Origin of the sequence: Glycomyces sp. NPDC046736 (assembly GCF_040645615.1) — a bacterium.
GTDB lineage: Bacteria > Actinomycetota > Actinomycetes > Mycobacteriales > Micromonosporaceae > Glycomyces.
In genome coordinates this window covers 320,840-346,348 of the sequence record NZ_JBEYYO010000001.1, presented here as the reverse complement: position 1 = coordinate 346,348, position 25,509 = coordinate 320,840, and the positions used below count along the sequence as shown (strand labels likewise).

Here is a 25,509-nt window from a genome sequence, read left to right as displayed (position 1 = left end):
AGTCGCCTTTCGTGCGAGCGGAAGCGTCACCTCAGACTCGCAGCAACGCTCCGCGAGCATGCGCGGTTCGGCGGGATTTCCAACCGGAATGGCACACCTGACCTGCGCGGAAACGGCCGGAGTGGGACGGCGGGCGCGTAAGATCCGGGGCGACGTCGCACCGGAAAGGCCAGTGATGAGCACTCCCGACGACCCCGAAGCGATGGAGCACCGGGTCGGCCCCGACTCCGACGGCAAGCCGAAGTCCAGCCCCTACCACCATCCGGCCGCCGGATGGGGCGCGGCCAAGGGCGTCGGTCGATTCATGGTCGGCGAACGCACGTTCATCGACGGCCCGCGCGCGATCATGCGGATGAACCACGAGAACGGCGGCTTCGACTGCCCCGGCTGCGCCTGGCCCGACGACCGCAAGGGCCTGCACCTCGACATCTGCGAGAACGGCATCAAGCACGTCACCTGGGAGATGACCCACAAGCGGGTCGAGCGCGAGTTCTTCGCGGCCCACACGGTGACCGAGCTGTCCGGATGGAGCGACTACGCGCTGGAGAAGCAGGGCCGCCTGACCGAGCCGATGGTCTACGACCCCGATACCGACCATTACGTGCCGATCGGGTGGGAGGACGCGTTCGCGCTGTTCGGCGAGGTCGTGCGCGGGCTCGGCTCGCCTGACGAGGCGTCGTTCTACACCTCGGGGCGGCTCGGCAACGAGGCCACGTTCCTGTACCAGCTCATGGCCCGCGAGCTGGGCACCAACAACCTCCCGGACTGCTCCAACATGTGCCACGAGGCCAGCGGCCGGGCCCTTCAGGCCGCGCTGGGCACCGGCAAGGGCACCGTCGACCTCGAAGACTGGGAGGCTACCGACGCGCTGTTCATCCTCGGGGTCAACGCCGCGTCCAACGCGCCGCGGATGCTCACGGCCCTGGTCGAGGCCCACCGCCGCGGCGCGCAGGTGGTGCACGTCAACCCGCTGGTCGAGGCCGCCGCGCGGCGCGCGATCATCCCGCACGACTTCGCCGACATGGCGACCTTCCGGGCTACCGCGACGAGCACGCTCAACCTCCAGGTGCGCATCGGCGGCGACATGGCGCTCCTGCGCGGCATGGCCAAAGCGGTCCTCGAACGCGCCGCGCACGACGAGAAGGCCGTCGACCGCGAGTTCATCGAACGGCACACCACCGGTTTCGACGCCTACCGGGCGCTGTGCGAGGCGACCCCTTGGGAGCTGATCGAGACGCAGTCGGGGCTCGCGAGAGCCGAGATCCTGAAAGCCGCGGAGGTCTACCGCGAGGCCGACCGCAGCATCATCAGCTGGTGCCTCGGCGTGTCGCAGCACGAGCACGGCGTCGACACCGTGCGCGAGATCGTCAACCTATTGCTGCTGCGGGGGAACCTCGGACGCGAGGGCGCGGGCCCCTCGCCGGTGCGCGGCCACAGCAACGTCCAGGGCAATCGCACGTGCGGCATCGACCACCGGCCGAAGCCGGAGTTCCTCGACCGGCTCGCGGAGGTCTGCTCGATCGAGCCGCCCCGCGAGCACGGGCTCGACACCGTGGGCACCATCAAGGCGATGCTCGACGGGGACGTGAAGGTGTTCGTCGGCATGGGCGGCAACTTCGCGCTGGCCGCGCCCGACACGCCGAGAACGTATGCGGCGCTGCGGAACTGCGAGTTGACCGTCCAGGTGAGCACCAAGCTCAACCGGAGCCACCTCGTGCACGGCCGCCGGGCGCTGATCCTGCCGTGCCTGGGCCGCACCGAGAAGGACCACCAGGTCGCGGGCGTGCAGGAGACCTCGGTGGAGGACTCGATGAGCATGGTGCACCTGTCGGTCGGGATGAAGAAGCCCGCGTCGCCGCACCTGCGCTCCGAACCGGCGATCATCGCCGGGCTCGCTCATGCGGCACTGCCGGGCAGTCCCACCCCGTGGCAGTGGTACGTCGAGGACTACGACCGCATCCGCGACACCATGGCGAAGGTCCTCGACGGCTTCGAGGACTTCAACCGGCGCGTGCGACTCCCGCTCGGGTTCCGGATCAAGCAGCCCGCGAGGGAGCTGGTGTTCCATACCCCGTCGGGCTCGGCCGAGTTCTCGACCGCCGACCTGCCCGACGTGGTGCCCGCGCCGGGCATGCTCGCCCTCGGCACGATGCGGTCGCACGACCAGTGGAACACCACGATCTACTCCGACAACGACCGCTACCGGGGCGTCAAGCGTCTCCGCACGCTCGTGTTCATGAACGCCGAGGACATGGACGAGCGCGGGCTCGCGAAGTTCGACCCCGTCGACATCACCAGCGTGGCCAAGGACGGCAGCGAGCGGCACCTCAACGGGTACTTGGCGATCCCGTACGACCTGCCGCGCGGCTGCGCGGCCGGGTACATGCCGGAGATGAACGTCCTATGCGCGCTGGAGGACTACAGCCTCCAGAGCGACCAGCCGCTCATGAAGCATGTGAAGGTCACGATCGTGGCGGCGCGATCGTCCGCAAGCGCCTGACCGGGGACGCGAGCAGCAGGATCGCTCCGGCTGCGACGGGAATCGCCAGCAGGAGGAACGCGTTGCGGACGCCGACGAGGTCGGCCAGTCCCCCGGCCGCCAGGGCGCCGATCGGCGCGCCGCCCCAGGCGATCATGCGGCCGGTCGTGTTCACCCGGCCCTGCAACGCGTCGGGGGTGAGGAGCTGGCGGACGGTGATGCCGTTGACCACGGCCGCGGTATGGGCCGCGTCCCAGGCGATCCAGGCCGCGACCGCGAGCGCGAACGCCGCCGGGCCGGGACCGGCCGCGGCGAGGGCGATCACCATCGCGAGCTCGGTGAGGTAGGCGGCGATCGAGACCGGCCCGTGCCCGAAGCGGGCGGTCCAGCGGGTCAGGAACATCGCGCCGAGGAGCGAGCCTGCGGCGGTGGCGCTGTAGAGCAGGCCGAGTTTCCAATCGGGGACGTGCAGGAGTTCGTGGGCGTGGACCACGATGAGGCCGAGCGCGCCGCCGCCGGTGCAGGCGATCCCGAAGCCCGCGAACGTCAGAGCGCGGATGCGCGGCTCGGACCAGATGAACCGCAGGCCTTCGGCGATGTCGGCGCCGATGCTCGCGGCCTTGGCCGCGGGGCGTTCGGGCAGGGTCAAGCCGCGCAGGAGCAGCGCTGAGGCGGCGAACGTGAACGCGTTGAGGCCCAGTACGGTCTCGGGTCCAGCAACGCTGGCGAGCAGGCCGCCGAGTGCGGGCGCGGCGATGCCGACCACGGTCGAGGTGGAGAAGATCAGCGAGTTCGCCCGCTGGAGACCGCCGGGGCCCACGATCTGGGGCAGTGCCCCGAACGCGGCGGCGTCGAACCACACGAACGCGGTGCCGGTGAGGACCACGACGGCGAGCACGTGCACGGCGGTGACCGTGCCGAAGAGCGCGGCCAGCGGCACGGTCGCGAGCAGCACGGCGGCGGCCGCGTCGGCGCCGACCATGAGCCGCCGCCGGTCGAGCCGGTCGGCGTACGCGCCAGCGAACAGTCCGAACAGGAGGTACGGGGCGAGGGCCAGGCCCGACGCGGCGGCCGTGGCGGTGGCCGAACCGGTGCGGTCCCAGACCAGCATCGGCACGGCCACCCCGGAGGCGGCCGTGCCGACCAGGCTGGTCATGCGCGCGGCGTACCAGCGGCGGAATCCGGGGAGGGCAAGCAGGTCACGGCCCGTCCGGGTCGCGGTCATGCCGCGAAGGCCTCAGGGTGGAGGCCCGCGGCGATGGTGTGGACGGCGTCGATGTTGCCCAGGGAGCCGGGGTAGACGTCGGAGCCGGAGATGACCACGATGCGGTCGCCTGTGACCGCGCTGAGGTCGGGCAGGGTGCGGGCCAGGTAGTCGCGGGTGGCCTGCTCGTGCTCGGCGTCGCTGGCGGCGAACACGATCACGTCGGGGTCGGCGGCGGCCAAGGCCTCGGGGTTGATCTGGGCCGCGAAGAACGAGGCGAACTCGGGGTCGCCCGGGCCGAACACGTTGTCGCCTCCGGCGCGGGCGATCATGTCGTACTCGATGCCCGCGCCGATCGCGGTGAGGGCGGCGCCTTCGACGTAGATCTGGGCCACGGTGGGGCGGTCCAGGTCGGCGATGCGGCTCGCGACGTCGTCGAGCGTGGCCCGGGCTTCGTCCGCCAGCGCGGTCGCTTCGGTTTCGACGTCGAAGATCTGCGCGAGGTTGTCCAGGTCGGTGAACAGGTCGTCGACGGTGCCTTCCATGCGGCGCTCGGGGCAGCCGCCGGTCGCGGTGTAGGCGGCCACGCCGGCTTCGGCGAGCTGGTCGAGGCTGGCGAAGCCCTGCTCGGCGGTGAACTCGTAGTCGGTGGGCGAGTACACGAAGTCGGGTTCGACGTCGAGGAGGGTCTCGCGGGTGGGCGGGGTGTCCTCGCTGATGACGGGGATGTCGGCGGCGAGGGGCGCGAGGCTGTCGTCGAGCGGCGCGGTGGCGGTCTGGGCCTGGGCCGCGATGCGGTCGGCGAGGCCCAGGCGCAGGAGCAGCTCGGTCTGGGTGGGGCTGAGGCCGACGACGGCTTCGGGCACGGCGTCGAGGACGAGTTCGCGGCCGCAGTTCTCGATGGTCAGGGTCTGGCCGGTGGCCTCGGTGGTGGCGTCGGCGACGTCGGAACCGCAGGCGCTCAAGGCGAAGAGGGCGCCGACGGTGATGGCGACGGCGGCGGGACGGGTGTTCATGCGGTGTTCCTTTCGGGTGCGGTGAGGGGGCTCAGGGCGAAGTGCGGGCGCCCGGTGGCGGGGTGGGTGATCCGGTCGGCGCGGACGGCGAAGGCCTCGGCGATGAGGTCGGCGGTGAGGACGGCGGCCGGGTCGCCGGAGGCGATGAGGCGGCCTCCTTTGAGGACGGCCACGGCGTCGCAGTACTCGACGGCGAGGTTGAGGTCGTGGAGGGCGGCGACGGTGGTGAGCCCGAGGTCGGCGACCAGGCGCATGAGTTCGAGTTGGAACGTCACGTCGAGGTGGTTGGTGGGCTCGTCGAGGACGAGCACCGGGCAGTCCTGGGTGATGGCGCGGGCCAGGAGGATCCGCTGCTTCTCGCCGCCGGAGAGGACGGCGAAGGGGCGGGCCGCGAGGTCGAGCGCGCCGACGCGCTCCAGTGCGGTCTCGGCGGCGGCGAGGTCGGCGGGGCTGTCGGCGCCGAAGCCCCTCTGGTGCGGGACCCGGCCGAGCATGACGACCTCGAACGCGGTGAGGTCGTGCTCGGCGGCGCTTTCTTGGGCGACCACGGCGATCCGCCGGGCGGCGGATCGGGCGTCGAGCCGCCACAGGTCGGCGTCGCCGACGCGGATCGAACCGGAAGCGGGGCGGTGGAGGCGGTAGAGGCCGCGCAGGAGGGTGGACTTGCCGGAACCGTTGGGGCCCAACAGGGCGAGCCGTTGGCCCGGTTCGACGTGGAGGGAGACGCGGTCGACGATGCGGCGGCCGGCGAGGTCGATCGAGAGGTCGTCGATGCTGATCCTCATCGGCGCCGACCTCTTCGCATGAGCCACAGGAAGAACGGTGCGCCCACCACTGCGGTGACGATGCCGATCGGGATCTCGGTGGGCGCGGCGACCGTGCGCGCGGCGAGGTCGGCGGCCATGAGGAACACGGCCCCGCCGAGGACGGCCACGGGCAGCATCCGGCGGTGGTCGGCGCCGACTGCGATGCGGCTGACGTGCGGCACGATCAGGCCCACGAACCCGATGCCGCCGCTGACGGCGACCACCGCGCCGGTGAGCAGCGCGCAGGCGACGAGCAGTTGGCTGCGGAAGCGGTTCACGTCGACGCCGAGCATGGTCGCGGTCTCGTCCCCCACTTGGAGGGCGTTCAGGGATCGGCTGCGCAGCAACGCGAACACGAACACCACGGCGAGCGCGGCGGCGGGGACCGCGAGTTTGACCCAGGTCGCGGCCGCGACGCTGCCGAGGAGGAAGAACAGGATGCTGAAGACGTTCTGGGCCTCGGTGGTGATCGTCAGATAGCTGGTGACGGCACTGAGCAGGGCCCCGAGGGCGACGCCGGAGAGGATCAGCCGGGTCGGGGCGACGAGCCCGCCTTGGCGGGCCAGCAGGTAGACGGCCACGGCGGCCGCGAGCGCCCCGGCGAACGCGGCACCGCTGAGGGTGAGGCCGGCGGCGCTGGCGCCCAAGGTGATCACGGCGACGGCCCCGACCCCGGCCCCGGCCGAAACCCCGAGCAGATACGGCTCGGCGAGCGGATTGCGAACCAGAGCCTGCATGAGCGCCCCGGCAAGCGCCAGCCCGGCCCCGGCGATGCCGGCGAGCAGCGTGCGCGGCAACCGGAACCGCCACACGGCCTGATCCTGCAACGGCGTCAGACTGCCATCGCTCATCCACGGCAGGTTCGGCACCAGATGCCCGAGCACGATCCGAAACGACTCGCCGACACTCACGTCCACAGTCCCGGTCGCACCGGACACGACCACAACGCCCACACCCGCCACCACCAGAGCGAACACGACAGCGACCGGCCGCTTGAGGGCAGATACTCGGGACAGGGTGGCGGTCAAGATTCCTACTCGAAGTCGAAGAAGAGCGACCGCAGACGCACGGCCGCTCAGTGCACGCCGACTCTAACAGCAATGAAAACCGTTGTCGTTATCGACTACGACTCCAGACGTTGGGAACCCGACTGCCTGGGCTTTCGGCCCTCATCGGTGCAGGGGCCCGGAGGGGCGGTCTTCGCTCTCGGCGATGGCGACGATCCGGCGGGCCATGCCGGAGAAGACCAGGCCGTGGAACGGGAGCACCGCGAGCCAGTAGAGCCGCCCCGAAAGGCCGCGCGGGAAGAACACGGCCCGTTGGCGGTAGCTGGTGCGCGTCCCGGTCTCGCACGCCAGGTCCAGCCAGGCGAGTCCGGGGAGCCGCATCTCAGCCCGCAGTCGCAGCAGCCGGCCCGGTTCGCAGACCTCCACGCGCCAGAAGTCGACCACGTCCCCGACCCGCAGACCCGAACGACTCCGGCGTCCCCGTTTGAGGCCCACGCCGCCGAAGACGCGGTCGGCCCAGCCCCGGAGTGCCCACAGCAGCGGCGTCGAATACCAGCCGTTCTCGCCGCCGATGCCCGCGATCACCCGCCACAGCGCCTCCGCGCTCGCGGTCGTCTCGACCGTACGCGCATCGGTGTAGACCACCCGACCGGCCCATTCGGGGTCGCTCGGCAGCGGATCGCTCGGCGCCTGCGCCACGGCGGCGTCGACCCAGCTCGTCTCGACGCGGTCGAGCTCGATCCGGCTGAGCGCCAGCCGAAGCGCGTCGTCGTACGAGGTGAGGCCTTCGAGCGGCCTGGGGATGAGGTCGTCGACGCGGTGGTCGCGCATCACGCAGTCGTGCTGAAGGGACTCCACGAGCGGCCGCGCGAGGCTGCGCGGCACCGGCGTCACCAGCCCGACCCAGTGCGACGCGAGGCGGGGCGTGAGCACCGGCAGGGCCCAGATCCGGCGTCGCGGCAGCCCCGCGATCCTCGCGTAGCCATTCATCATCTGGTCGTAGCGCAGCACGTCCGGGCCGCCGATGTCGACCGTGCCGCTCGCGTCCTCGAGCTTGAGCGCGCACAGCAGGTAGTGCAGCACGTCGCGGATCGCGATGGGCTGGATGCGGTTGCGGACCCAGCGCGGCGCGGGCATCACCGGCAGCACCTCGGTCAAGTGCCGGATCATCTCGAACGACGCCGACCCCGAGCCGATCACCACGCCCGCCTGGAACACCAGCGCGGGCACCCCGGACCGTTCGAGGATCTCCCCCACCTCGCGCCGCGAGGCCAAGTGCACGGACAGCGGCCCCGAACGCGGGGTGAGCCCGCCGAGGTACACCAAGCGCCGTACCCCAGCCTCCGCGGCCGATTCGGCCACGTTGCGGGCGATCTCGCGGTCGAGACGCCGGAAATCGCGATGCCCGGTCATCGAATGGACCAGGTGGTAGGCGAACCGGACGCCGTCCATCGCCGCACGCACCGCGGCCGCATCGCCGGCGTCTCCCTGCACCACCTCGACGGCCTCGGACTCGGCGAACCCGCGCGCCCGCTCCGGGCTCCTCGTCAACACCCGCACCCGGTACCCGGCGTTCAACAGCCGCGGCAGGAGCCGCCCGCCGATGTACCCGGTCGCTCCGAGGAGCAGCACGAGCGGCGCCGTCTCGCCGCCTTGCCCCGGCTTCCAGCGGTACAGCGGCTCGGCCCCGGTCGGAGCCGCCACGTCCAGATCGCCCATCTCCGCCGCCCCCCTGCCCCGTCAGCGTCGCACACCGGTGGGCGGTGGTTCCCTGACTTCTGGCACATGTGGGGTGACTGTGAGGCGCTTACGCTGGAGGACTTCCACCCCTGAAGGGCACCCTCGATGCGTTTGTCGACTCGGAGACTGCTGCTGCTCGGTGCTGCCGCGGGGCCGGTGTTTCTCGTGGCGTCCACGGTGCAGAGCCTGGTACGCGCCGGGTACGACCCGGTTCGGCATCCGATCAGCTCGCTGGCGATCGGCGGGCCCGGGTGGGTTCAGGTCGTCAACTTCATCGTGACGGGGCTGCTGATCGTCGCGCTCGCCGTCGGGGTCCGGCGGGCGCTCGGGCCGGGGCGGGGGCCGCTGTGGGGCGGGCTGCTTCTGGGCGTCTGGGGTGTGGGGCTCGTCGGTGCGGGCGTCTTCGAGTCGGACCCGGTGAGCGGCTACCCGCCGGGGACCTCCGACCTGATCGAATACACCATGGTCGGGGCCTTGCACGACTTGTTCTCGGTGCTCGGGTTCGCCGCGCTCATCGGGGCGAGCGTGGTCCTCGGCGTCCGTTTCGTTCGGATCTCGTGGGTGTGGGCGGTCTGCTCCTTCGTCACCGCCGCGGCCTTCGCGGTGCTGATCCATCTGGCGAGCCTCGGGTTCGCCCAGACCGAAGCCTTCGCGCCCTATGGCGGGCTCTATCAGCGGGCGGCGCTCCTCGTCGGCTTCGCGTGGATGACGGCGTTGGCACTGTCGCTTGCGGGCGGGCGTCTCGAATCGAGTGGGCGTTCTTTCGAATGAGACATTCAATCGTCTCGAGGCACTGACGCATCGAGATCCGCATATCCCGCTGGATAATTACCATGCATGCGTTCTGCGACCTCACACCCCATACGACATCGATCAACGCTGATAACTTCCCCACTCGTACGCGTGCGATCGGGGATTGTGAGCCATCCACTGGCCGCGACTATTCGCATCTGAATGATTCTGCTTTACGGTTGATGCTCCGAACCGCGATTTTCGGCGAGGACGTGCTCGCCCCTCGATCCGCAGTTCTGTGCAGTCCCCGACAACCCTGATGCGGGAGCCCGACTCATGTCGAAAATCGTCACCGCCGTCTTCGGCGCCGTCTGCGTCCTCGTGCTGGCCCTCTCGGTCTCGGGCCAGGCGAGCGCGAACGGCACCTCGAACGCCACTTCCTCCGCCAGCGTCGGCGGCCTGCACGAGTGCGTCGTCGACGACGCCGCGGCCCTGCGGTCCGCCGTCGTCGGGGCCACCGGCTGGAACGACACGCAGGTCGCGAACACCACGGACGTGTACATGGCGGCCGCCGAGCGGGGCCTGGGCGACCGGGCCGCGATCATCGGCCTCATGGCCGCGCGGACCGAGTCGCGGATGTACAACTACGCGGACAAGAGCGTCGACGGGTCCCTGTACTACTCGTACGACCGGGTCGGGAACGGCGACGACGCCGTCGGCATCTTCCGGCAGGCGCCCGGCGACGAATGGGGCACCGTAGGCGAGCTCATGAACCCGGGGCGGGCCGCCGGGAAGTTCTACGACCGGCTCGTCGCGGTCGACGGCTGGCAGACCATGGACCCCGGCGAGGCCGCGCAAGCCGCGCTCGGCGCCGACTCCCCGGCCGCCTACTCGCGGTTCCAGGGAACCGCCGAGCAGCTCGTGGCGGCCTTCGACGCGCACGTGACCTGCACGCCGGTCCTCGGCGAGTGGGTGGACCCGCTGCCCGCCGGCGACCTCTGGGGCGGCTACCGCACCCCCGACCGCCCCGGCCACGACGGGATCGACATCGGCGCCGAGAAGGGCGCAGAGATCCTCGCCGCCGCCGCGGGCACCGTCGTCCGCTCGAAGTGCAACGCCTCGCTCGACGGCGAGCCGTACTCGTGCGACGTCGACGGCTCGCCCGAAGTCTTGGGCTGCGGCTGGTACGTCGACATCGAGCACCCCGACGACTCCGTGACCCGCTACTGCCACATGATGTCCCAACCGCTCGTCAAGGTCGGCGACACCGTCGCCGCGGGCCAGCTCATCGGCTACGTCGGCAGCTCCGGAAACTCCGGAGCCCCGCACCTCCACTTCCAAACCCACACCGGCGGCGCCCCCGCCGAATCGGGCAACGCCACCGAGCCCTTGGAGTTCATGGCAAAGCACTCGGTGGTCATCGACTGACCCAGCCTCCAGCCGGGCCGTCAGGTGAGGCCTTCGCGGTCAGGAAGCAGGTCAAAGCCCCACAGCACCATCGATCTGCTCGCGGAGCAGGTCGGCGTGACCGTTGTGCCGGGCGTACTCCTCCAGCAGGTGCAGCAGCACCCATCGCAACGAAACCGGCCCCTCACCGGGCTCGTGACCGATGGCATCGAGATCCGGGGCCTCGGCGGCGAACCGCTCGGCGAACGCCACCTCGGCACGCCAGGCCTGCCATGCCCGCGCCACCGACTCGAGATCGGCCACCGCCTCATCGAACGCCCCGTCCGCAGACGAGAACAACGGCGGCGCCTCCTCCCCCGCCATCACCCGCCGGAACCAGAACCGCTCGGTCTCGGCCGCATGGCGCAAGAGCCCCAACAACGACAACGCCGACCGCCCCACGGCACGACGAGCAAGCGCTTCGGCGTCCAGTCCGCTGCACTTCAACTCCAGAGTGTCGCGATGCCACCCCAAGAACGCCGCCAACGTAGTGCGCTCATCCGCCAGCGGAGGCCGCTGGACACGCTGGTCGCGACCCTGCTCAATAGACATATCACTCGACATCGGGCCACCATAGACGACGGCCCCGACATCTCCGCAGATCTGATTGCGCGTGGCTCCCCAATGCGACTTCGGCCGTCAGGCGAGTCCTTCGCGGTCAGGCCGAGGGTGGGAGGCTTGTTCCTTGGGCTTGGACCACTTGCCATCTGCCCTGGTCGAATACCCAGGTGCGGGTGTAGAGCATCTCCGCTTCGAACGGTGCGCCGCCCGCGAGGCCGGCGAGTTTGATTCGGGCTCGGGTGGCTCCCGTCGAGCCGAACTGGCGGGCGGATCCCTGGACTTGCTCCAGGCTCGTCAGTCGAAGCTGCCCGGAAGCGTGCGACTCGAGGTCTTGCGACCTGTCGTACTCGGCCCCGTCGGGAGCGACGTACACGACGTCAGGGTGCAGCAATGCTTCCAGCGCAGCGACATCGCTCGCCAGTTGCGCGCGTTGGAGTTCAGCCTCGGCGGCCACAAGTGAGTCTTCTACAGGTTGATTCATCACCAACCATCGTCTCACGCCACACCCGGGCGATTCCGCCACGCCCGGCGGTCAGTAGACGTCGCGGACGTAGCGCTTCTCGGCCGCGAGGCGCTTGACGTAGGCCGCGGCGGCGTCGGCGTCGAGTCCTCCGTGGACGGCCACGATGTCGCGCAGGGTGCGGTCGACGTCCTTGGCCATCCGAGCGGCGTCGCCGCACACGTAAAAGTGGGCGCCGTTCTCCAGCCACGACCACAGGTGGTGGCCGTGCTCCCTCATCCGGTCCTGGACGTAGACCTTGTCGCGCTGGTCGCGGGAGAAGGCCGTGTCGAGGCGGCGCAGCACCCCGTCCTCGCGCATCGCTTCGAGCTCGGTGCGGTAGTAGAAGTCGGTGGACCGGCGCTGCTCGCCGAAGAACAGCCAGTTCGCGCCCCGGTCGCCCCTGGCGCGGCGGTCGTGGAGGAAACCGTAGAACGGGGCGATCCCGGTCCCGGGGCCGACCATGATCGCCGGGGCCGCGGGGTCGGCCGGGGGTTTGAAATGCGGCGCGGACTGGACTCTGACCGGGACGAGCGTGCCGGGATCGGCATCGGCGAGATACGCCGAGCACACCCCGCCCCGGGCGATCCCCGAAGGACTCTCATAGCGCAGCACCGAGACCGTCAGCGACACGGTGTTGGGATCGGTGCGCGGGCTGGAGGAGATCGAATACTGGCGTGCCCGAAGGGGTTTGAGCACATCGGCCCAGGCTTGGGCGGTCGCCTCGACGGGGTGCTCGCCGATGAGGTCGGCGGCCTGCCGGTTCCAGGACCACTGGGCGAGCTCGCCGTCGTTGTCGGGGCGCAGCAGTTTGTGGAGGCGGCGGTCTGCGGTCCGGTCGGCGACGAAGCGGAGCAGGTCCGTGGAGATGCGGGCGATGTCGAGGTGCTCGGTCAGAGCCTCGGCGAACGCGACCGTGCCCGGGCCGTCGAGCGTGACGGGAGCAGCGGGGTCGATGCCGGTGCGCGCCAGCCATTCCTCGACGAGGGCGGGCGCGTTCACCGGACGCACGGCGAGCGCGTCGCCGACCTCGTACGTCAGAGGCGTGTCGGACAGGTCGAAGGTGAACCGCCGGACCTCCTTGGCCGCGCCCGGCAGGCTCAGGAGCTGGTTGCCGACGAGCGGAGCGGGCACCGGCTTCGCCGAGGCCACGGCCCGAGGAGCGGCGGGCGCGGCGCTTCGCGAGGACACCGAAGCTTCGGGGACGGCGACGGTCGAGCCGATGTGGGCACCGATCGCGGCCGTCTTGACGGAGGCGCCCGTGGCGTCGGAGCGGGTTTCGGCGAGCGCGCTGAGCACCTGGTCGAGCCAGGCGGCGGCGGTGGTCTCGTACTCGGGCTCGCAGTCGGCGCGCGGGGCGATCCTGGTCGCGCCCAGGGCTTCGAGGCGCTGATCGAGGCGGCGGCCGTGGCCGCAGAAGTCGTCATAGGACGAATCGCCGAAGGCCAGCACCGAGTAGCGCAGGCCCTCAAGGCCTTCGGCGGCGCTGATGCCCTCCCAGAACCCGGCGCCGTTGTCGGGGGCGTCGCCGTCGCCGAACGTGCTGGTGACGAGCAGGACCTCCCCGGCCCCGGAGAGGGCGGCCGGGTCGGCTTCATCCATGCCGCGCAAGGCGACACGGTGCCCGGCGGCGGTGAGCCGCTGCGCGGTCTCGGCCGCGAAGCCCTCGGCGTTCCCGGTCTGGGAGGCCCACAGCACCAGCACGTCCCGACCCGGATTCGGCTCCGCGCCTTCGGCGGGCGCGGCGACACGCTCGCGAGAGAAGTGGCCTCCCAGCAGCCCGTCGACCCACAGCGCCTGCGCGGGACGCAGCGGGGCCGAGGGCGGCAGGACCGGGACGCCGAGGTCGCCGGGAGCGATGCCGGCCAGGAAGCCCGAGAGGTAGATCCGCTCGCGCTCATCGAGTTCGGGAGGCGGCGTGTCGGCGATGCCGAGGGCCGAGGCCAGTGATCCAGGCTGGTCCCCTATGGACTTCTCGGCGGGTACTGGGGTCGTGACGACTACCGTGGCGGCCGACTTGGCCAGTGCCACCGCGCAGACCTTGAACTCGGGCTGGAAGGAGAGCGGGTCGACGGCGTCCGAGGTGACGGCGTTGACGCTCAGATACTCGCCGAACAGGTCGTTCCAGTGGAACGGCGCAAAGCAGCAGCCCGGCTGGACCCGGTCAGTGACCACAGCGGGCAGGATCGCCTTGCCGCGCCGCGAGGCGACCTCGACCGCGTCCCCTTCGGCGATGCCAAGGCGCCCAGCGTCATCGGGGTGGACCTCGACGAACGGACCGGGGTTGAGCCGGTTGAGCTTGGCGACCTTCCCGGTCTTGGTCAGCGTGTGCCACTGATGCTGGACGCGGCCGGTATTGAGGGTGAACGGATAGTCGTCGTCGGGCATCTCGGCGGCGTCGAGGTGCGGGCGCGGAAAGAACACCGCTTTGCCTGTGGGCGTGGGGAACACCGGGCGGCCGCCCGAGTCGAGGTAGCGGATCGGGTTGCGCGCCGGGCCGTCCGGGGCCGCGGGCCACTGCACCGGGCCCTCCTCGCGCAGCCGCTCGTAGGTGGCCCCGCGGACGTCCCACCCGGTGTGCGGGTTGTAGGCGCGCTTGAGCTCTTCGAAGACGTCCTCGGCGCTGGCGTAGTCGAATCCGTTGTAGCCCATGGCGGTCGCGACGCGGGCGATGATCCGCCAGTCGGCCTCGGCCTCACCCGGTGGGTCGGCGGCGGGCCGGGCGAGGGTCAGGCTCCGTTCGGAGTTGATCATGACGCCTTCGGCTTCGGTCCACAATGCTCCGGGGAGGACGATGTCGGCGTAGGCGTTGGTCTCGGTGTCGGTGAAGACGTCCTGGGTCACCACGAACTCGGCGGTCTCCAGCCCGGCGATGACGGTCTTGCGGTTGGCGACCGAGGCGACCGGGTTGGTGCAGACGACCCAGCAGGCCTTGATCTTCCCGGCGGCCATGTCCTCGAACATCGCGACGGTGCCGCGCCCGACGCCGTCGGCGCGGATCGTCCCCGCCTCCAGTTCCCACAGGTCCTCGATGAACGCCCGGTCCGCGTCGGCGAGCACGGACCTCTGGCCGGGCAGGCCCGGGCCCATGTAGCCCATCTCCCTGCCCCCCATGGCGTTCGGCTGCCCCGTCAGCGAGAACGGCCCTGACCCGGGTTTGCAGATCGCGCCCGTGGCGAGGTGGAGGTTGACCAGGGCGTTGGTGTTCCAGGTGCCGTGCGTGGACTGGTTCAGGCCCATCGTCCAGCACGACATCCACGCACCCGCCTCGCCGATCCACGCGGCCGCCGTGCGCAGGTCGGCCTCGGCGATCCCGGTGAGCTCGGCGACGCGGCCCGGGGTGTATTCGGCGAGGAAGTCCGGCATGCCGTCCCAGCCGGTGGTGTGGGCGGCGATGAACGCCTCGTCGATGTCGCCGTTCTCGACCAGGAGGTGGAGCAGGCCGTTGAGGAGGGCGAGGTCGGTGCCGGGCCCCACGGGCAGGAACAGGTCGGCCTTGTCGGCGGTGGCGGTGCGGCGCGGGTCGGCGACGATGAGCTTCGCCCCGGCCTTGACGCGTTCCATCATGCGCAGGAACAGGATCGGGTGGCAGTCGGCCATGTTCGAGCCGATCACGAAGAACACGTCCGCATGGTCGAAGTCGTCGTAGGACCCGGGCGGGCCGTCGGCGCCGAGCGAGAGCTTGTAGCCGGTCCCGGCGCTGGCCATGCACAGGCGCGAGTTCGACTCGATCTGGTTGGTGCCGACGTAGCCCTTGGTGAGCTTGTTGGCCAAGTACTGGGCTTCGAGGCTCATCTGACCGGAGACGTAGAGCGCGAACGCGTCGGGGCCGTGCTCGTCGATGATCGCGCGGAACCGCGCCGCGGTCTCGGCGATCGCCTCGTCGAGCGAGGCCGGGATCGGTTCGGCGCCACGCTCGGGCCGGATCAGCGCGGTCGCGAGGCGCCCGGGGGCGGCGAGCATGTCCGCGGTCGTGGCGCCCTTGGTGCACAACCGGCCCCGGTTCGCCGGGTGCAACTTGTCGCCCGACGCCTTGGCCACGCTCCGCAGACCGCTTGGGTCGCGGGCGATGTCCAGGACCATCCCGCACCCGACCCCGCAGTACGAACACGCCGTCCGCACCCGCGAGTCCTCGACTCCCGCGCCGCCTGCCGCCATAGCGCTCCCTCCACCAGAACCGGTCGGCCTCGACCGTAGGCCGGGTCTGTGACGGACTCATGTCGCAGAAATCGGCGCCATGTTTCACGGCGCTCACCCGGACCCGCGACAGGCGTGAAGAGCCTAAATAGCTCGCATTCGAGTTATATCTCTAGATAAGTGAGAAGCGGTCGGGAGCGCACTTCGCCGGCGCGTGAGGAGGCCGTGGCGAGGCGCGAGGAGCCAGGCGAGCAGGAACAGGCCGGTGATGACCAGGACGATCAGACCTCCGGCGGCCAGGTCGTAGTAGAAGGACAGGTACAGGCCCGCGACGGCGCCGAACATCGCGACCGCCGCGCCGACCGCGATCATGGTGCCGAGGCGGTCGGTGAGGAAGCGGGCCGCGGCCGAGGGCGTCACCAGCAGTGCGAGCACGAGGATGTTGCCCACGGCCTGGAGCGAGACCACGATCGCCGCGGTGACCATGACGTAGAGGACGATGTCGAGCGCCAGAACCGGGAGCCCCGAGGCGCGGGCGGTCTCGCGGTCGAGGCTGACCGCGATGAGCGGGCGGCGCAGCAGGAACGTCACCGCGACCAGCGCGGCCCCGACGATCGCGACGGTGAGCACATCGCCGTCACCGAGGGCGAGGATCTGTCCGAACAGGAACGAGGCGAGGTCGCCGGTGTAGGAGTCCTGGGTCGAGACGATGACGATGCCCAGGCCGAACGCGGCGGCCCAGAACACGCCGATCACCGTGTCCTCCTTGAGCCTGCGGGTCTGGCTGATGAGGACGATCGCCAGCGCCGTGGCGATTCCGGCGACCGCGCCGGACAGGGTCAGGTTGATGTGGAGCACGAAGCCGATCGCCACGCCCGGGAACACGGCGTGCGCGACCGCGTCGCCGATGAAGGCCATGCCGCGCAGCACCACGAAGGCGCCCACCACGACGCAGACGACCGCGGCCATCACCGCGACCGCGAAGGCCCGCTGCATGAACAGGTGCGACCAGGGCTCGGCCAGCCATTCGATCATCGGGCGTCCGTTCCGGCCAGGAGGGCCTTGAGTTCACCGGAGGCGGCCACGCCGAAGGCGCGCAGCCACAGGTCGGGGTCGGACAGCTCGGCGGGCGGGCCGTCGGCGACGACGGTGCGGTTGAGCAGGCACAGGCGCGAACAGGTCGAGCGAGCCTGCGCGAGGTCGTGGGTGGTCATCAGGACCGCGGTGCCTTCGGCGGCGAGGCGGACCAGGAGTTCGGTGAGCAGTTCCTGGGTCGGGACGTCGACGCCGGTGAAGGGCTCGTCGAGCAGCAGCAGTCCGGGTTCGCGGACCAGGGCCCTGGCGACCAGGACGCGTTGGCGCTGGCCGCCGGAGAGCTCCCCCACGGGCCGGTGCGCGAGATCGGCGAGGCCGACGCGGTCGAGCGCGGCCCCGGCGGCGTCGCGGTCGGCCCGGCGGGTGCCCGGGCCTCGGCGAAGCTTGCGGGCCGTCGCTTGGAAGGGCCATCGGGTGCTGTTGCGGGCGTTGAGGACCGCTCCGTGCACGGTGATCGGGAAGTCCCAGGTGAACTCGTGCTTCTGGGGGACGTAGCCGGGCCTGCCGGGGCCGGTCGCGATCGTGCCGCCATCGGGTTTGACCAGTCCGAGGACCGCTCGCAGGAGTGTGGTCTTGCCGGCCCCGTTGGGGCCGATGAGGCCTACCGTCTCGCCTGCGGCGACCGCCAGGTCGACGCGGTCGAGGACGGGTCGGCCGCCGAGCGAGACGGTGAGCGTTTCGGCGCGCAGGGCGTCAGTTCCCATCGGCGTCTCCGGAGGCGTTGCGGCGCTTGCGGGTGGCGAACATGATGGTCGCGCCGACGACGACGGCGATCGCGGCGGCGCCCAGGCCCCACAGGAGCCAGCCGGTGCCGGTGGTGGGGAGGAAGCCGCCGTCGTCGCCGCCGTTGTCGGTGTCCTTGCCTGCGCTGCCGCCCTCGCCGTGGCAGGCGTCGCCGGGGTCGGTCGCGTCGCCGACGGCGAGCTGCACGTTCTTGGTGTCGGTCACGGTCTCGCCGTCGCCGGTGGTGGCGGTGAACTCGACGGTGAGCAGGTAGACGCCCGGTTCGGAGAACGTCCAGTTGCCGTGGGCGTGGGTGTTGCGGGGGACGCTGACGGTCTGCGGCAGCGCCGCCGAGGAGTCGAAGAGGACTTCGGCTCCGCCGAAGGTGTTGGAGAGGAAGAGGGTGAACTCGCCGGGGCCGTCGACGGCGGTGAGGTTCCAGTCCACTGAGCCGGGAACGGCGTCGATCACGGACTTGTCCTGCGTGTTCCAGCCGGGCCACACGATGCCCGCGGCCTGTACCTGCGGGAGCAGGTAGATCTCGTCGCCGGGCGCGCCGAGGAAGTCGTAGCCCTCGGGGATCGGGAACAGCGACGCATCGGGGACGGTGAGGACCACGTCTTCGAGGTCGCGCCAGACCGATTCGGAGGCGGTATCGTCGCGGAGCTGCGCGGTCCAGGTGCCGTCCGCGAAGCGGGGGCCGATGTCGATGTGGCCCTCGGCGATGGTCGTGCAGGAGGTGTCGGCCTGGGCGGAGCCGTTGCGGTCAGCTGGGTCGGCTATGGCCTGGGCCTCTTCGACGGTGGCGGGTGCGGCGGTGAGCGTGTAGGTCGCGGTGGTCGAGGACGCGGCCTGGCCACGGGTGGTGGCGACCGAGGCGTGGCCGACGTTCTCGCGAGCGGCGAGTTCGATCGTGTACCGGCCGGGCTCGTCCACGGCGAGGACCACGGCGGCGGTGGTCCCGGCCGGGATCGCGAACGACTCGTCGTCCTCGGTGGAGGCGAGCGGTTCGGCCAGGCCGGGGCCGGTGAACGTGTACAGCCAGGCGTCGCCGGGGCCTTCGGTCTTATCGAGCGCCAACGTCAGGTCGGTGTCGGCGGCGGAGGCGTCGAGCGTGGGGAAGTTCCCCTCGGCGTCGGCGCCCGCGATCCAGACCAGGTCGCCCGCCTCGCCGAGGAACGCGAAGTCCTCCCGGTCGGGCACGAGCGAGGGGACGGTCGCGAGCGTCGCGGGGCCGTCTATCGCGACGCCGGTCCCGGTGGTGTCGAACTCGGCGATGCCTTCGGGCGCTTGGGCTTGCGCGGCCGCGGCGGGCAGTAGGGCCGCCGCGAGCGCGGCGATCAGGGTCAGGTGTTTTCTCATCGGTCTCCTCCAAGGCAGCGGCTCAGCTCGGAGGCGTTCTGCCGCATCATGTCGATATAGGTCGGGGCGTCTTGGGGCAGGGCGTCGCCGTGCAGGGTGCAGACCTGGACGCCGAGGTCGTCGGCGACCTGGCGCAGCACGGAGGCGCGGGCGTGCAGGTTGGGTTCGACGAACACGGCGGGGACGTCGAGGTCGGCGATGGTCGCGGTCAGTTGCTCGACCTGGCGGGCGCTGGGTTCGGCGGCGGGGTTGGGCACCACGAATCCGGCGATCTGCATGTCGTAAGCGTCGGCGAGGTAGCCGAAGGCGTCGTGGGTGGTGATCAATTGGCGGTGCTCCTCGGGGATGGCGTCGATCGCGGCGGCCACCTCGGCGTCGAGGTCGTCGAGTTCGGCGAGGTAGGCGTCCCGGTGCTGCTCGTAGGTCTCGCGGCCGCCCGGGTCGAGCTCGACGAGGGCGTCGGTGATGACCTGCACGTAGGCCTTGGTGTTGGTGACGGACTGCCACACGTGGGGGTCGATCTCACCGTGGACGTGCTTGCCGAGGACGGCCTGCGGGAGCTGGTAGACGTCGTCGCCCGCCTCGCCGAGGAACGCGAACAGGTCGCCGTCGGGGATCTGCTCGACGGCCTTGGTGGGCACGTCGATCACCACGTCGGCGGCGGCGAGTTCGCCGCGGTCGTCGTCGCGGGCGAAGAACTCCCCGGTGTCGAGGTCGGCGGTGAGGTCGACGTGGCCGCCGTCGATGACCGTGGCCCCGGGCCGGACCTCGCGCGGGTTGACGCCGACGGCGAAGGTGAAGGTCCCGGTGCCCTCCTCGGTGACCGCCCCGGCGTCGGTGAGGGTCGCGGCCATGTCCAGGGTGTACACACCGGGTTCGCTGAAGGTCCAGTTGACGTGCGTGTGCGCGTTGGGCGGCAACGTGATCGCGTCCTCATCCGAGAGGCCGTCGGCGGTGTTCCAGTAGATCTCGGGGGTCCCGAAGGCGTCGGTGAGGAACATCGAGGCCTGGCCGGGACCTGAGTAGCCGGTCAGGTGCACGTCGATCTCGGCGGCGCGGTCCCGGGTCTGGCCGCGGACGCCGAAGCCGAGCCACACGGTGTCGAGGGTGATGTTCTCGACCAACGGGAGCAGCTTGGCGCCGTAGGGTTCGGCGTTCTCGGCGAGGGCGATGTTCGGGGAGCCTTCGGGGACGTTGGTGTCGAAGAGCTTGATGAGCGGGTGGTCTTCGAGGAGGAGGTGGTTGGTGAAGGCGAGGTCGGCTCCGGCGACGGTGGCGGCGTCCCTCGGGCTCGGCTCGTAGGAATGCGGGTCGCCGCCGGGCGGCACGATCGTCTCGACGTGGACCCGGCCTGCGCCGATCTCCTCGACCCAGTTCTTGATCAGTTCGGTGGAGACGACGACTTGGACGCCTCCCGAGTCGGCTCCGGCGCCGGTGCACCCGGCCAGCAGCGCGGCCGCGGTGACGGCGGTCAGGGTCAGCTTCATTCGGAGGTCTCCTTCGATGGCTCGGGTTCGTCGACGACGGGCTTCGGCTTGGCGTTCGCCTTGCGGCGCTTGCGGAGCTTCGCCCAGACGAGGACGAGGAGTCCGAGCGCGATGAGGACGGCCGCCTGCGGCCAGGGCGGCGCCCACAGGGTCTCCTCGTGGCTGGAGGAGGGGATGCGGGACTCGGCGTCGGCGGGGTCGACGGCTTCGGGCCTGACCAGGAGTTCGGCGTCCAGGCGCAGCAGGGGCCAGAGCCGGTCGACTTCGGCGGTGCCCTCGAAGCGGTCGCCGGGGAGGATCTGCGGGAGCTCGGCGACCACGACCTCGCGTTCGAGCAGCCCGAACGGTCCGGAGAAGCGGGCGATGAGCTGGCCCCCGAGCCTGACGTTCCCGGTGTTCTCGACCTCGTAGTCGAAGGTCGCCGATCCAGGCGAGGCCGGGTTCGGCTCGTAGTGGTAGGTCAGGTGGTCGATGTCGGGTGTGAGCGCGGGATCGAGTTCGCCGGAGACGCGCAGGTGCACGCGGGCGCCGACGCGGCGCTCCACGAGGACGGCGTCACCGGTGGCGTCGGTCGACTCCTCGGTGAGGGCCGCGACGATGCCGCCGACGTGGTCGCCGGGGGTCGCGTCGGCGGGGACGTGGAGCGCGAACGGCACGTCGAGGCGGGTCTGCGGGGCGATGGTGAGGACCTGCTCGTTAAACCCGATCCACGACCCGACGTCGACGCTCTCCTGATCGGACGCGAGCAGGTCGAACGCCCCGGACTCGCTGGTGAAGGCGTCGGAAGCGTACAGCCGCAGCGTGATCGGCTCGGTCCCGAAGTTGGAGACCCCGACGAAGTCGACGAGGCTCTGGCCGGGGTCGAGGGCGTAGTCGAAGGCGGCTCGGCCGTCGGGCCCGTCCTGACTGGACGGACCTACGCCCCAGGTGGCCGGGGCCTGGTCCTGCGCGGTCGCGGGAGCGGCGATGGCGAGCGCGGCGACGAAGGTAAGGGCGAGGAGCGCGCGGACTGCGGATCGTGAGGACATGCGGCTTCGGGGGTCTCTCGGTTCGGGGCGGGCGGCCCGGGGAGTGATCGGGCCGCCCGCCGGTGGGGTGGGACTAGCCGACGTCGAAGGTGTAGACCACCTCCGCGGAGGCGACCGCGCCGTCGACGGCGTGGGTGGCGCTCGCCTGGAAGGTGAGCTCGTAGACGCCCGGTTCGGTGAAGACCCAGGTCGGGTGGTGGTGCGACTCGGTGACGGCGGTGCCTGAGGCGTCGCACGCCGGATCGGTGTGGAACCGGGTCGCGCCGGTGGTCGCGTCGTAGACCGCGACGTTCCCGCCGGCCGGGGTGACGGCGTCGGTGAGTTCGACCTGGAGGGCGCCGCCGAAGTCGGCGAGGTCGAGGTCCTCGGTGCTCCACCCGGCCCACAGGAGACCGGCGGTCTCGGTGCGCGGGATGACCCAGTTGTCGCCCGCGTCGAACCGGCACTCGGTGGCGCTCGGGCGGTTCACCAGATGTCCGGAGTGGACGTCGAAGACCACGTCGGCGGGGTCGTGGACGGTGTTCCCTTCGTGGACTTCGATGACGATCGCGTTCGCGTCGTCGTCGTAGGAGAACGCTAGGGCGTCGACGTGCCCCGAACCGATGGTCGCGGCGTGGGCCTGGCCCGCGAAGGCGAGGGCCGCGACGGCGCCGAGTGCGGCGCCCGCTTTGATCACGTTGGCGCGCATGGTCAGCACGCCACGTAGAACCAGTAGTCGACCTCGCCGGTCGAGACCGTCTGGTTCGTGCTCTCCAGCACGCCCTCGGCTTCGACAGTGAGCTTGTACCAGCCGCCGGCCTCGCCGAAGGCCCAGTTCAGGTGGCCGTGGCTTCCCGCGCCGACCTCCCAGGAGCCGGGGCCTTCGGCGGAGTCGAAGAGGACGGTCGGGTCGCCGAGGTCGTCCACGGTGTACAGGTCCGCCTCGCCCCAGGCGTCGTGGACGGTGATGGTGAGCGTGTCGTCGACGAACGCGCCGGTCGGGACCTCTTCGGTGGCCCAGCCCGCGAACAGGAGGCCTTCGACGTTGGTGTCGGGGAGGATCCAGACGTCGTCGCCCTCCTCGCCGAGGAAGTCGTATCCGGCGGGGACCGTGGTCTTGGCAGCGGGGTTGACCCGCAGGACCGTCGAGCCGGGGTCGTGCTCGGCGTCGTTCTCGTCGTCGTGGATGTGGAGGTCGAGCTCGCCGTCCTCGTAGGCGACGCCGAACACGTCGACGTGGCCTTCGTCGACGATGTCGAACGAGGTGTCCTGCGCGGCGGCGGGAGTGGCGACGGCCAGCGCCGCTGCCGCGGCGACGAGCGCCGGGAGGCCGGATCGTTTCAGGAGGGTTCGCATGGGTGTGGTCCTTTCAGGAGATGGACTTTCGGAGGTTCAGATCGCGGTGAAGGTGACCAGCGCGGTGTAGGTGCCGGACTCGATGTCGGTGGGCAGGCCGAGGACCAGGTCCGCGCCGAGCACGGCGGTGCCGTTGCCCGAGCCGGAGGGGGCGGAGGCGAGGAGCTGGGAGGTGGCCAGGCCGGGCCCGCCGTCGAGGAGCCCGGTGACCGCGGGGCCGGGGACGACCGCTTGGGATTCACTCGCGGAGGTGAGGCTCGGGGTCCAGCCCAGGTGCGAGCCGGAGTGCTCGTGGTCGCCGGAGCTGAATGAGGAAACTTGGCCGACTGCGTTCCAGCCTGGGTCGGCCGAGCGGGTGTCGGTGACGGTGACCGGGCGGAGTTCGCCTGCGGCGGTCCAGCGGGTCGCGTCGGGGCTGAGGGCCATCGCCGGGAGCGTGACGGTGCGGTCGGCGGGGTCGACGCTGAGGACGAGGCCGCCCGTGTCGGTGTCGACCTCGGCGGTGATGGTCTGGGTGTGCTCCAGGATCGGGTCGGGGACCGGATCGGGAGCGGGGAGTTCGCCGACGACGAACAGGTAGTCGCGGGGCTTGGACTCGATCGGGGCGCCGCCTGCGGTGGTGGCGGTGGCTTGCCAGGTGAGGCGGTAGACGCCCGGTTCGCTGAAGTACCAGTTGATGTGCGCGTGGGTGCGCGATCGGGTGGTGATCGCCTGCGGCAGCGGGTCCTGCGAGTCGATCTTGACGTCGACGTCGCCGAAGTCGTCCACGGTGAGCATCACAAGGTCGCCGGGTCCGGCGTAGTCGGTGAGGGTCAGGTCAAGGGCATTGCCTTCGAGGGCGCCGTTCGGCACGCCGTTGGTGTCCCAACCCGCGAAGAGCACGCCCCGCTTCTGGACGTCGGGCAGGTGCCAGCGCGTGTCGCCGGGCGAGCCGACCTCGCTGTAGCCGGGGTTCGCGAAGTGGTCGCTCAGGACGGTTTCCGACTCCGGCGCGGCGTGGAAGACCACGTCATCGGGGTCGCGGACCACGGCGGCCGGGGAGTGGAGGCGGGTGTCGTCCTTGGTGCGCAGGTCGAGTTCGCCGTCTTCGAGGGCGGGCGCGAGGACGTCGACGTGGCCTTGGTCGAGGACGAGGCGGCCTTCGAGGTCGGACTCGTCGGGCAGGTCGGGGTCGCCGGGATCGGGATCGGGGTCGGTCGGTTCGCCCACGTGCCAGTGGTAGTCGACCTCCTCGGTCGCGATCGGAGTGCCGTCGGCGAGGGTGCCGCTGACCTTCCAGGTGAGGGTGTACGCGCCTTCGGCGGTGAAGGCCCAGTAGGAGTGGACGTGCGCGGGGACGTTGACTGCGATCGCGTCGGGCAGCCCGTCACGAGTGGAGGCGTAGAGCGTCGGCTGGCCGAAGCTGGAGAGCGACCACAGGATCACCTCGCCGGGACCGGCGACCTCGACGAGTTCCATCGAGAGGGCGTCGTGCTGGAACTGCCCCCGGGCGAGCGGTTCGGTGCTCCAGCCGGGCCACAGCAGGTCGGGGTCCTGAGTGAGCGGCAGCATCCACATCGGATCGCCCGCTTCGCCGAGGAAGCTCCACGCCTCCCCTGCGGGGATGGGGAACTCGGCTTCGGGGAGCACCTGGAGCAGCACGTCGTCGGGATCGCGGTACCGGGTCGCGGCACCGGTGTCGTCCTTGACGCGCAGGTCGAGGCGGTCGCCGTCCATGTAGACCTGCATGGCGTCCACATGTCCGACCGACAGCACGGTCCGATCCGACGCGGGCGCGGCGGCGACCGCCGAAGGCCAAGCCAACTGCAACAAGAACACGGCGGCGACCAGCGCCGACCGCTTGCGGGCGGGTGTCATCAGGATCCTCGTCAGCTCGGGGGCGAGACGATCTCATGATAACGACAATCATTGTCATTAACTAGACCCAACGATCCCCGGCCCCGAGTGAGCTTGAATACCAACAAGATGCGCATATGCAGACATGAACATGCGCCACTAGAACGGCGCCGCGACTGGCCCCGCAGTCGGCCCTAGCTCAGTGCTCGGTTCAGCCGACCCACAGGAACAGGAGGGCGAGGCTGGCGGCGGCGCCCGCGAAGCAGGCCGCGGCCGCTTTCGGACTCGGATCGGCCGTCCCGGAGGTGCGGCCGCCGAGGACCGATCGGAGCTGCTCGCGCAATTCCTCGTTGAACGCCAGGCCGGCGGCGAGGATCAACGCCGAAGGCAGCGCGTAGACCAGGGTGTATCCGATGAGGACGACCACGGCGACCGAGGTCGCCGTATCAGCGTCGATGAGCCGTTCGACGGCCAGGACCATCGGGAACGCGTTGGGCAGGTCGCCGATCGTGGCGAGCGCGCCGAACGGGACCGCGCTCCAGGCGTTCACCCACGGCGGCAGCGCATACCCTTTGCGCCGGCGAGGCCTGAGCCTGCGCACGCCCATCACCACCAGGGCCACCGCGAGGCCGACACACAGCGCGCGCCGCAGCCACAGCGTCAACCCGTCGAGCACCGAGTCGACGACCGACAGTCCGAAGTAGAACATCAGCGCGAAGGCCAGGAACGACACGGCCGCCCCGAGCATGAACGCCCACCCGGTCGGCGCGGGTCGCTTCGCGCCCAACAGGATCACGACGACGATCCAGATCATGGCGGCGTTGACCGAATCGAGCAGCGCCAGACCCGTCAGTCCCCACAGCAGACCACCCGTCACGAGGCACCGACACGCGCTCCGAGGCTGCCCCCGAGTCGTCCCATGCGCACCCCTCCCCGACCTGCGAGCACAGCGGCCGCGTCAGCGGCGACCGGCACCGCCCGACCGCACAGTACCCGCCCCGACCGATCCGCGAACC

Annotated in this window: 20 protein-coding genes; 3 read left to right on the top strand and 17 right to left on the bottom strand. The window is 70.8% G+C overall.

Going from position 1 to position 25,509, the window contains the following annotated elements; translation table 11 throughout:
- The first annotated feature begins 175 nt into the window (after positions 1-175).
- On the top strand, positions 176-2,500 hold the full coding sequence (locus AB0B28_RS01570) for an FdhF/YdeP family oxidoreductase (RefSeq protein ID WP_360114667.1): 2,325 nt from the start codon (positions 176-178) through the stop codon (positions 2,498-2,500).
- Here AB0B28_RS01570 and AB0B28_RS01565 read toward each other — a convergent pair.
- From AB0B28_RS01565 to AB0B28_RS01545, 5 genes are all read right to left on the bottom strand, one after another.
- Positions 2,463-3,704 carry an MFS transporter gene (locus AB0B28_RS01565; protein ID WP_360114664.1) on the bottom strand — a complete coding sequence of 414 codons (1,242 nt, stop codon included), beginning with the start codon at positions 3,702-3,704 and terminating at the stop codon, positions 2,463-2,465. The genes AB0B28_RS01570 and AB0B28_RS01565 overlap by 38 nt on opposite strands.
- Positions 3,701-4,699: an ABC transporter substrate-binding protein gene (locus AB0B28_RS01560; RefSeq protein ID WP_360114661.1), complete on the bottom strand. Its 999-nt coding sequence runs from the start codon at positions 4,697-4,699 to the stop codon at positions 3,701-3,703. The genes AB0B28_RS01565 and AB0B28_RS01560 overlap by 4 nt, the downstream gene beginning before the upstream one ends.
- Positions 4,696-5,484: an ABC transporter ATP-binding protein gene (locus tag AB0B28_RS01555; RefSeq protein WP_360114658.1), complete on the bottom strand. Its 789-nt coding sequence runs from the start codon at positions 5,482-5,484 to the stop codon at positions 4,696-4,698. Before AB0B28_RS01555 ends, AB0B28_RS01560 begins: the two co-directional genes overlap by 4 nt.
- On the bottom strand, positions 5,481-6,533 hold the full coding sequence (locus tag AB0B28_RS01550) for an iron ABC transporter permease (protein WP_360114655.1): 1,053 nt from the start codon (positions 6,531-6,533) through the stop codon (positions 5,481-5,483). Before AB0B28_RS01550 ends, AB0B28_RS01555 begins: the two co-directional genes overlap by 4 nt.
- Before the next feature lie 141 nt (positions 6,534-6,674).
- Positions 6,675-8,231 (bottom strand): SDR family oxidoreductase, encoded by a 1,557-nt coding sequence (locus AB0B28_RS01545; RefSeq protein ID WP_360114652.1) that lies wholly within the window; start codon positions 8,229-8,231, stop codon positions 6,675-6,677.
- A gap of 132 nt (positions 8,232-8,363) precedes the next feature.
- Here AB0B28_RS01545 and AB0B28_RS01540 point away from each other — a divergent pair, with 132 nt between their 5' ends.
- Both AB0B28_RS01540 and AB0B28_RS01535 read left to right on the top strand, forming a co-directional pair.
- Positions 8,364-9,023 carry a DUF998 domain-containing protein gene (locus AB0B28_RS01540; RefSeq protein ID WP_360114649.1) on the top strand — a complete coding sequence of 220 codons (660 nt, stop codon included), beginning with the start codon at positions 8,364-8,366 and terminating at the stop codon, positions 9,021-9,023.
- Positions 9,024-9,320: 297 nt separating this feature from the next.
- Complete coding sequence (locus tag AB0B28_RS01535) at positions 9,321-10,412, top strand: M23 family metallopeptidase (protein WP_360114647.1); 1,092 nt, start codon at positions 9,321-9,323, stop codon at positions 10,410-10,412.
- 51 nt (positions 10,413-10,463) lie between these two features.
- Here the strand turns inward: AB0B28_RS01535 and AB0B28_RS01530 are convergent, their stop codons facing one another.
- The 12 genes from AB0B28_RS01530 to AB0B28_RS01475 form a co-directional block, all read right to left on the bottom strand.
- Positions 10,464-10,994 carry a DinB family protein gene (locus tag AB0B28_RS01530; protein WP_360114644.1) on the bottom strand — a complete coding sequence of 177 codons (531 nt, stop codon included), beginning with the start codon at positions 10,992-10,994 and terminating at the stop codon, positions 10,464-10,466.
- Positions 10,995-11,088: 94 nt separating this feature from the next.
- Positions 11,089-11,472, bottom strand: coding sequence for a nuclear transport factor 2 family protein (locus tag AB0B28_RS01525; RefSeq protein WP_360114642.1), 384 nt, complete (start codon positions 11,470-11,472; stop codon positions 11,089-11,091).
- Positions 11,473-11,523: 51 nt separating this feature from the next.
- Positions 11,524-15,648: a bifunctional nitrate reductase/sulfite reductase flavoprotein subunit alpha gene (locus AB0B28_RS01520; RefSeq protein WP_360114639.1), complete on the bottom strand. Its 4,125-nt coding sequence runs from the start codon at positions 15,646-15,648 to the stop codon at positions 11,524-11,526.
- Between the two features lie 123 nt (positions 15,649-15,771).
- Positions 15,772-16,662 carry an anchored repeat-type ABC transporter permease subunit gene (locus AB0B28_RS01515; protein WP_360114636.1) on the bottom strand — a complete coding sequence of 297 codons (891 nt, stop codon included), beginning with the start codon at positions 16,660-16,662 and terminating at the stop codon, positions 15,772-15,774.
- The gene (locus tag AB0B28_RS01510; protein WP_360114633.1) at positions 16,659-17,426 is read right to left on the bottom strand and encodes an anchored repeat-type ABC transporter ATP-binding subunit; all 768 of its coding nucleotides are present in this window, start codon (positions 17,424-17,426) and stop codon (positions 16,659-16,661) included. Before AB0B28_RS01510 ends, AB0B28_RS01515 begins: the two co-directional genes overlap by 4 nt.
- The gene (locus AB0B28_RS01505) at positions 17,416-18,807 is read right to left on the bottom strand and encodes a TIGR03773 family transporter-associated surface protein (protein WP_360114630.1); all 1,392 of its coding nucleotides are present in this window, start codon (positions 18,805-18,807) and stop codon (positions 17,416-17,418) included. The genes AB0B28_RS01510 and AB0B28_RS01505 overlap by 11 nt, the downstream gene beginning before the upstream one ends.
- Complete coding sequence (locus tag AB0B28_RS01500; RefSeq protein ID WP_360114627.1) at positions 18,804-20,294, bottom strand: anchored repeat ABC transporter, substrate-binding protein; 1,491 nt, start codon at positions 20,292-20,294, stop codon at positions 18,804-18,806. The genes AB0B28_RS01505 and AB0B28_RS01500 overlap by 4 nt, the downstream gene beginning before the upstream one ends.
- Positions 20,291-21,322: a DUF916 domain-containing protein gene (locus tag AB0B28_RS01495; protein ID WP_360114624.1), complete on the bottom strand. Its 1,032-nt coding sequence runs from the start codon at positions 21,320-21,322 to the stop codon at positions 20,291-20,293. The genes AB0B28_RS01500 and AB0B28_RS01495 overlap by 4 nt, the downstream gene beginning before the upstream one ends.
- 73 nt (positions 21,323-21,395) lie before the next feature.
- Positions 21,396-22,010 carry a choice-of-anchor M domain-containing protein gene (locus tag AB0B28_RS01490; protein WP_360114621.1) on the bottom strand — a complete coding sequence of 205 codons (615 nt, stop codon included), beginning with the start codon at positions 22,008-22,010 and terminating at the stop codon, positions 21,396-21,398.
- Positions 22,011-22,012: 2 nt separating this feature from the next.
- The gene (locus tag AB0B28_RS01485) at positions 22,013-22,657 is read right to left on the bottom strand and encodes a choice-of-anchor M domain-containing protein (RefSeq protein ID WP_360114618.1); all 645 of its coding nucleotides are present in this window, start codon (positions 22,655-22,657) and stop codon (positions 22,013-22,015) included.
- 36 nt (positions 22,658-22,693) lie between these two features.
- A complete protein-coding gene (locus AB0B28_RS01480) occupies positions 22,694-24,514 on the bottom strand; it encodes a choice-of-anchor M domain-containing protein (RefSeq protein ID WP_360114615.1) in 1,821 nt (606 codons plus the stop codon).
- Between the two features lie 190 nt (positions 24,515-24,704).
- Positions 24,705-25,370, bottom strand: a complete 666-nt coding sequence (locus tag AB0B28_RS01475; protein ID WP_360114612.1) for a GAP family protein — start codon at positions 25,368-25,370, stop codon at positions 24,705-24,707.
- Positions 25,371-25,509: the final 139 nt, after the last annotated feature.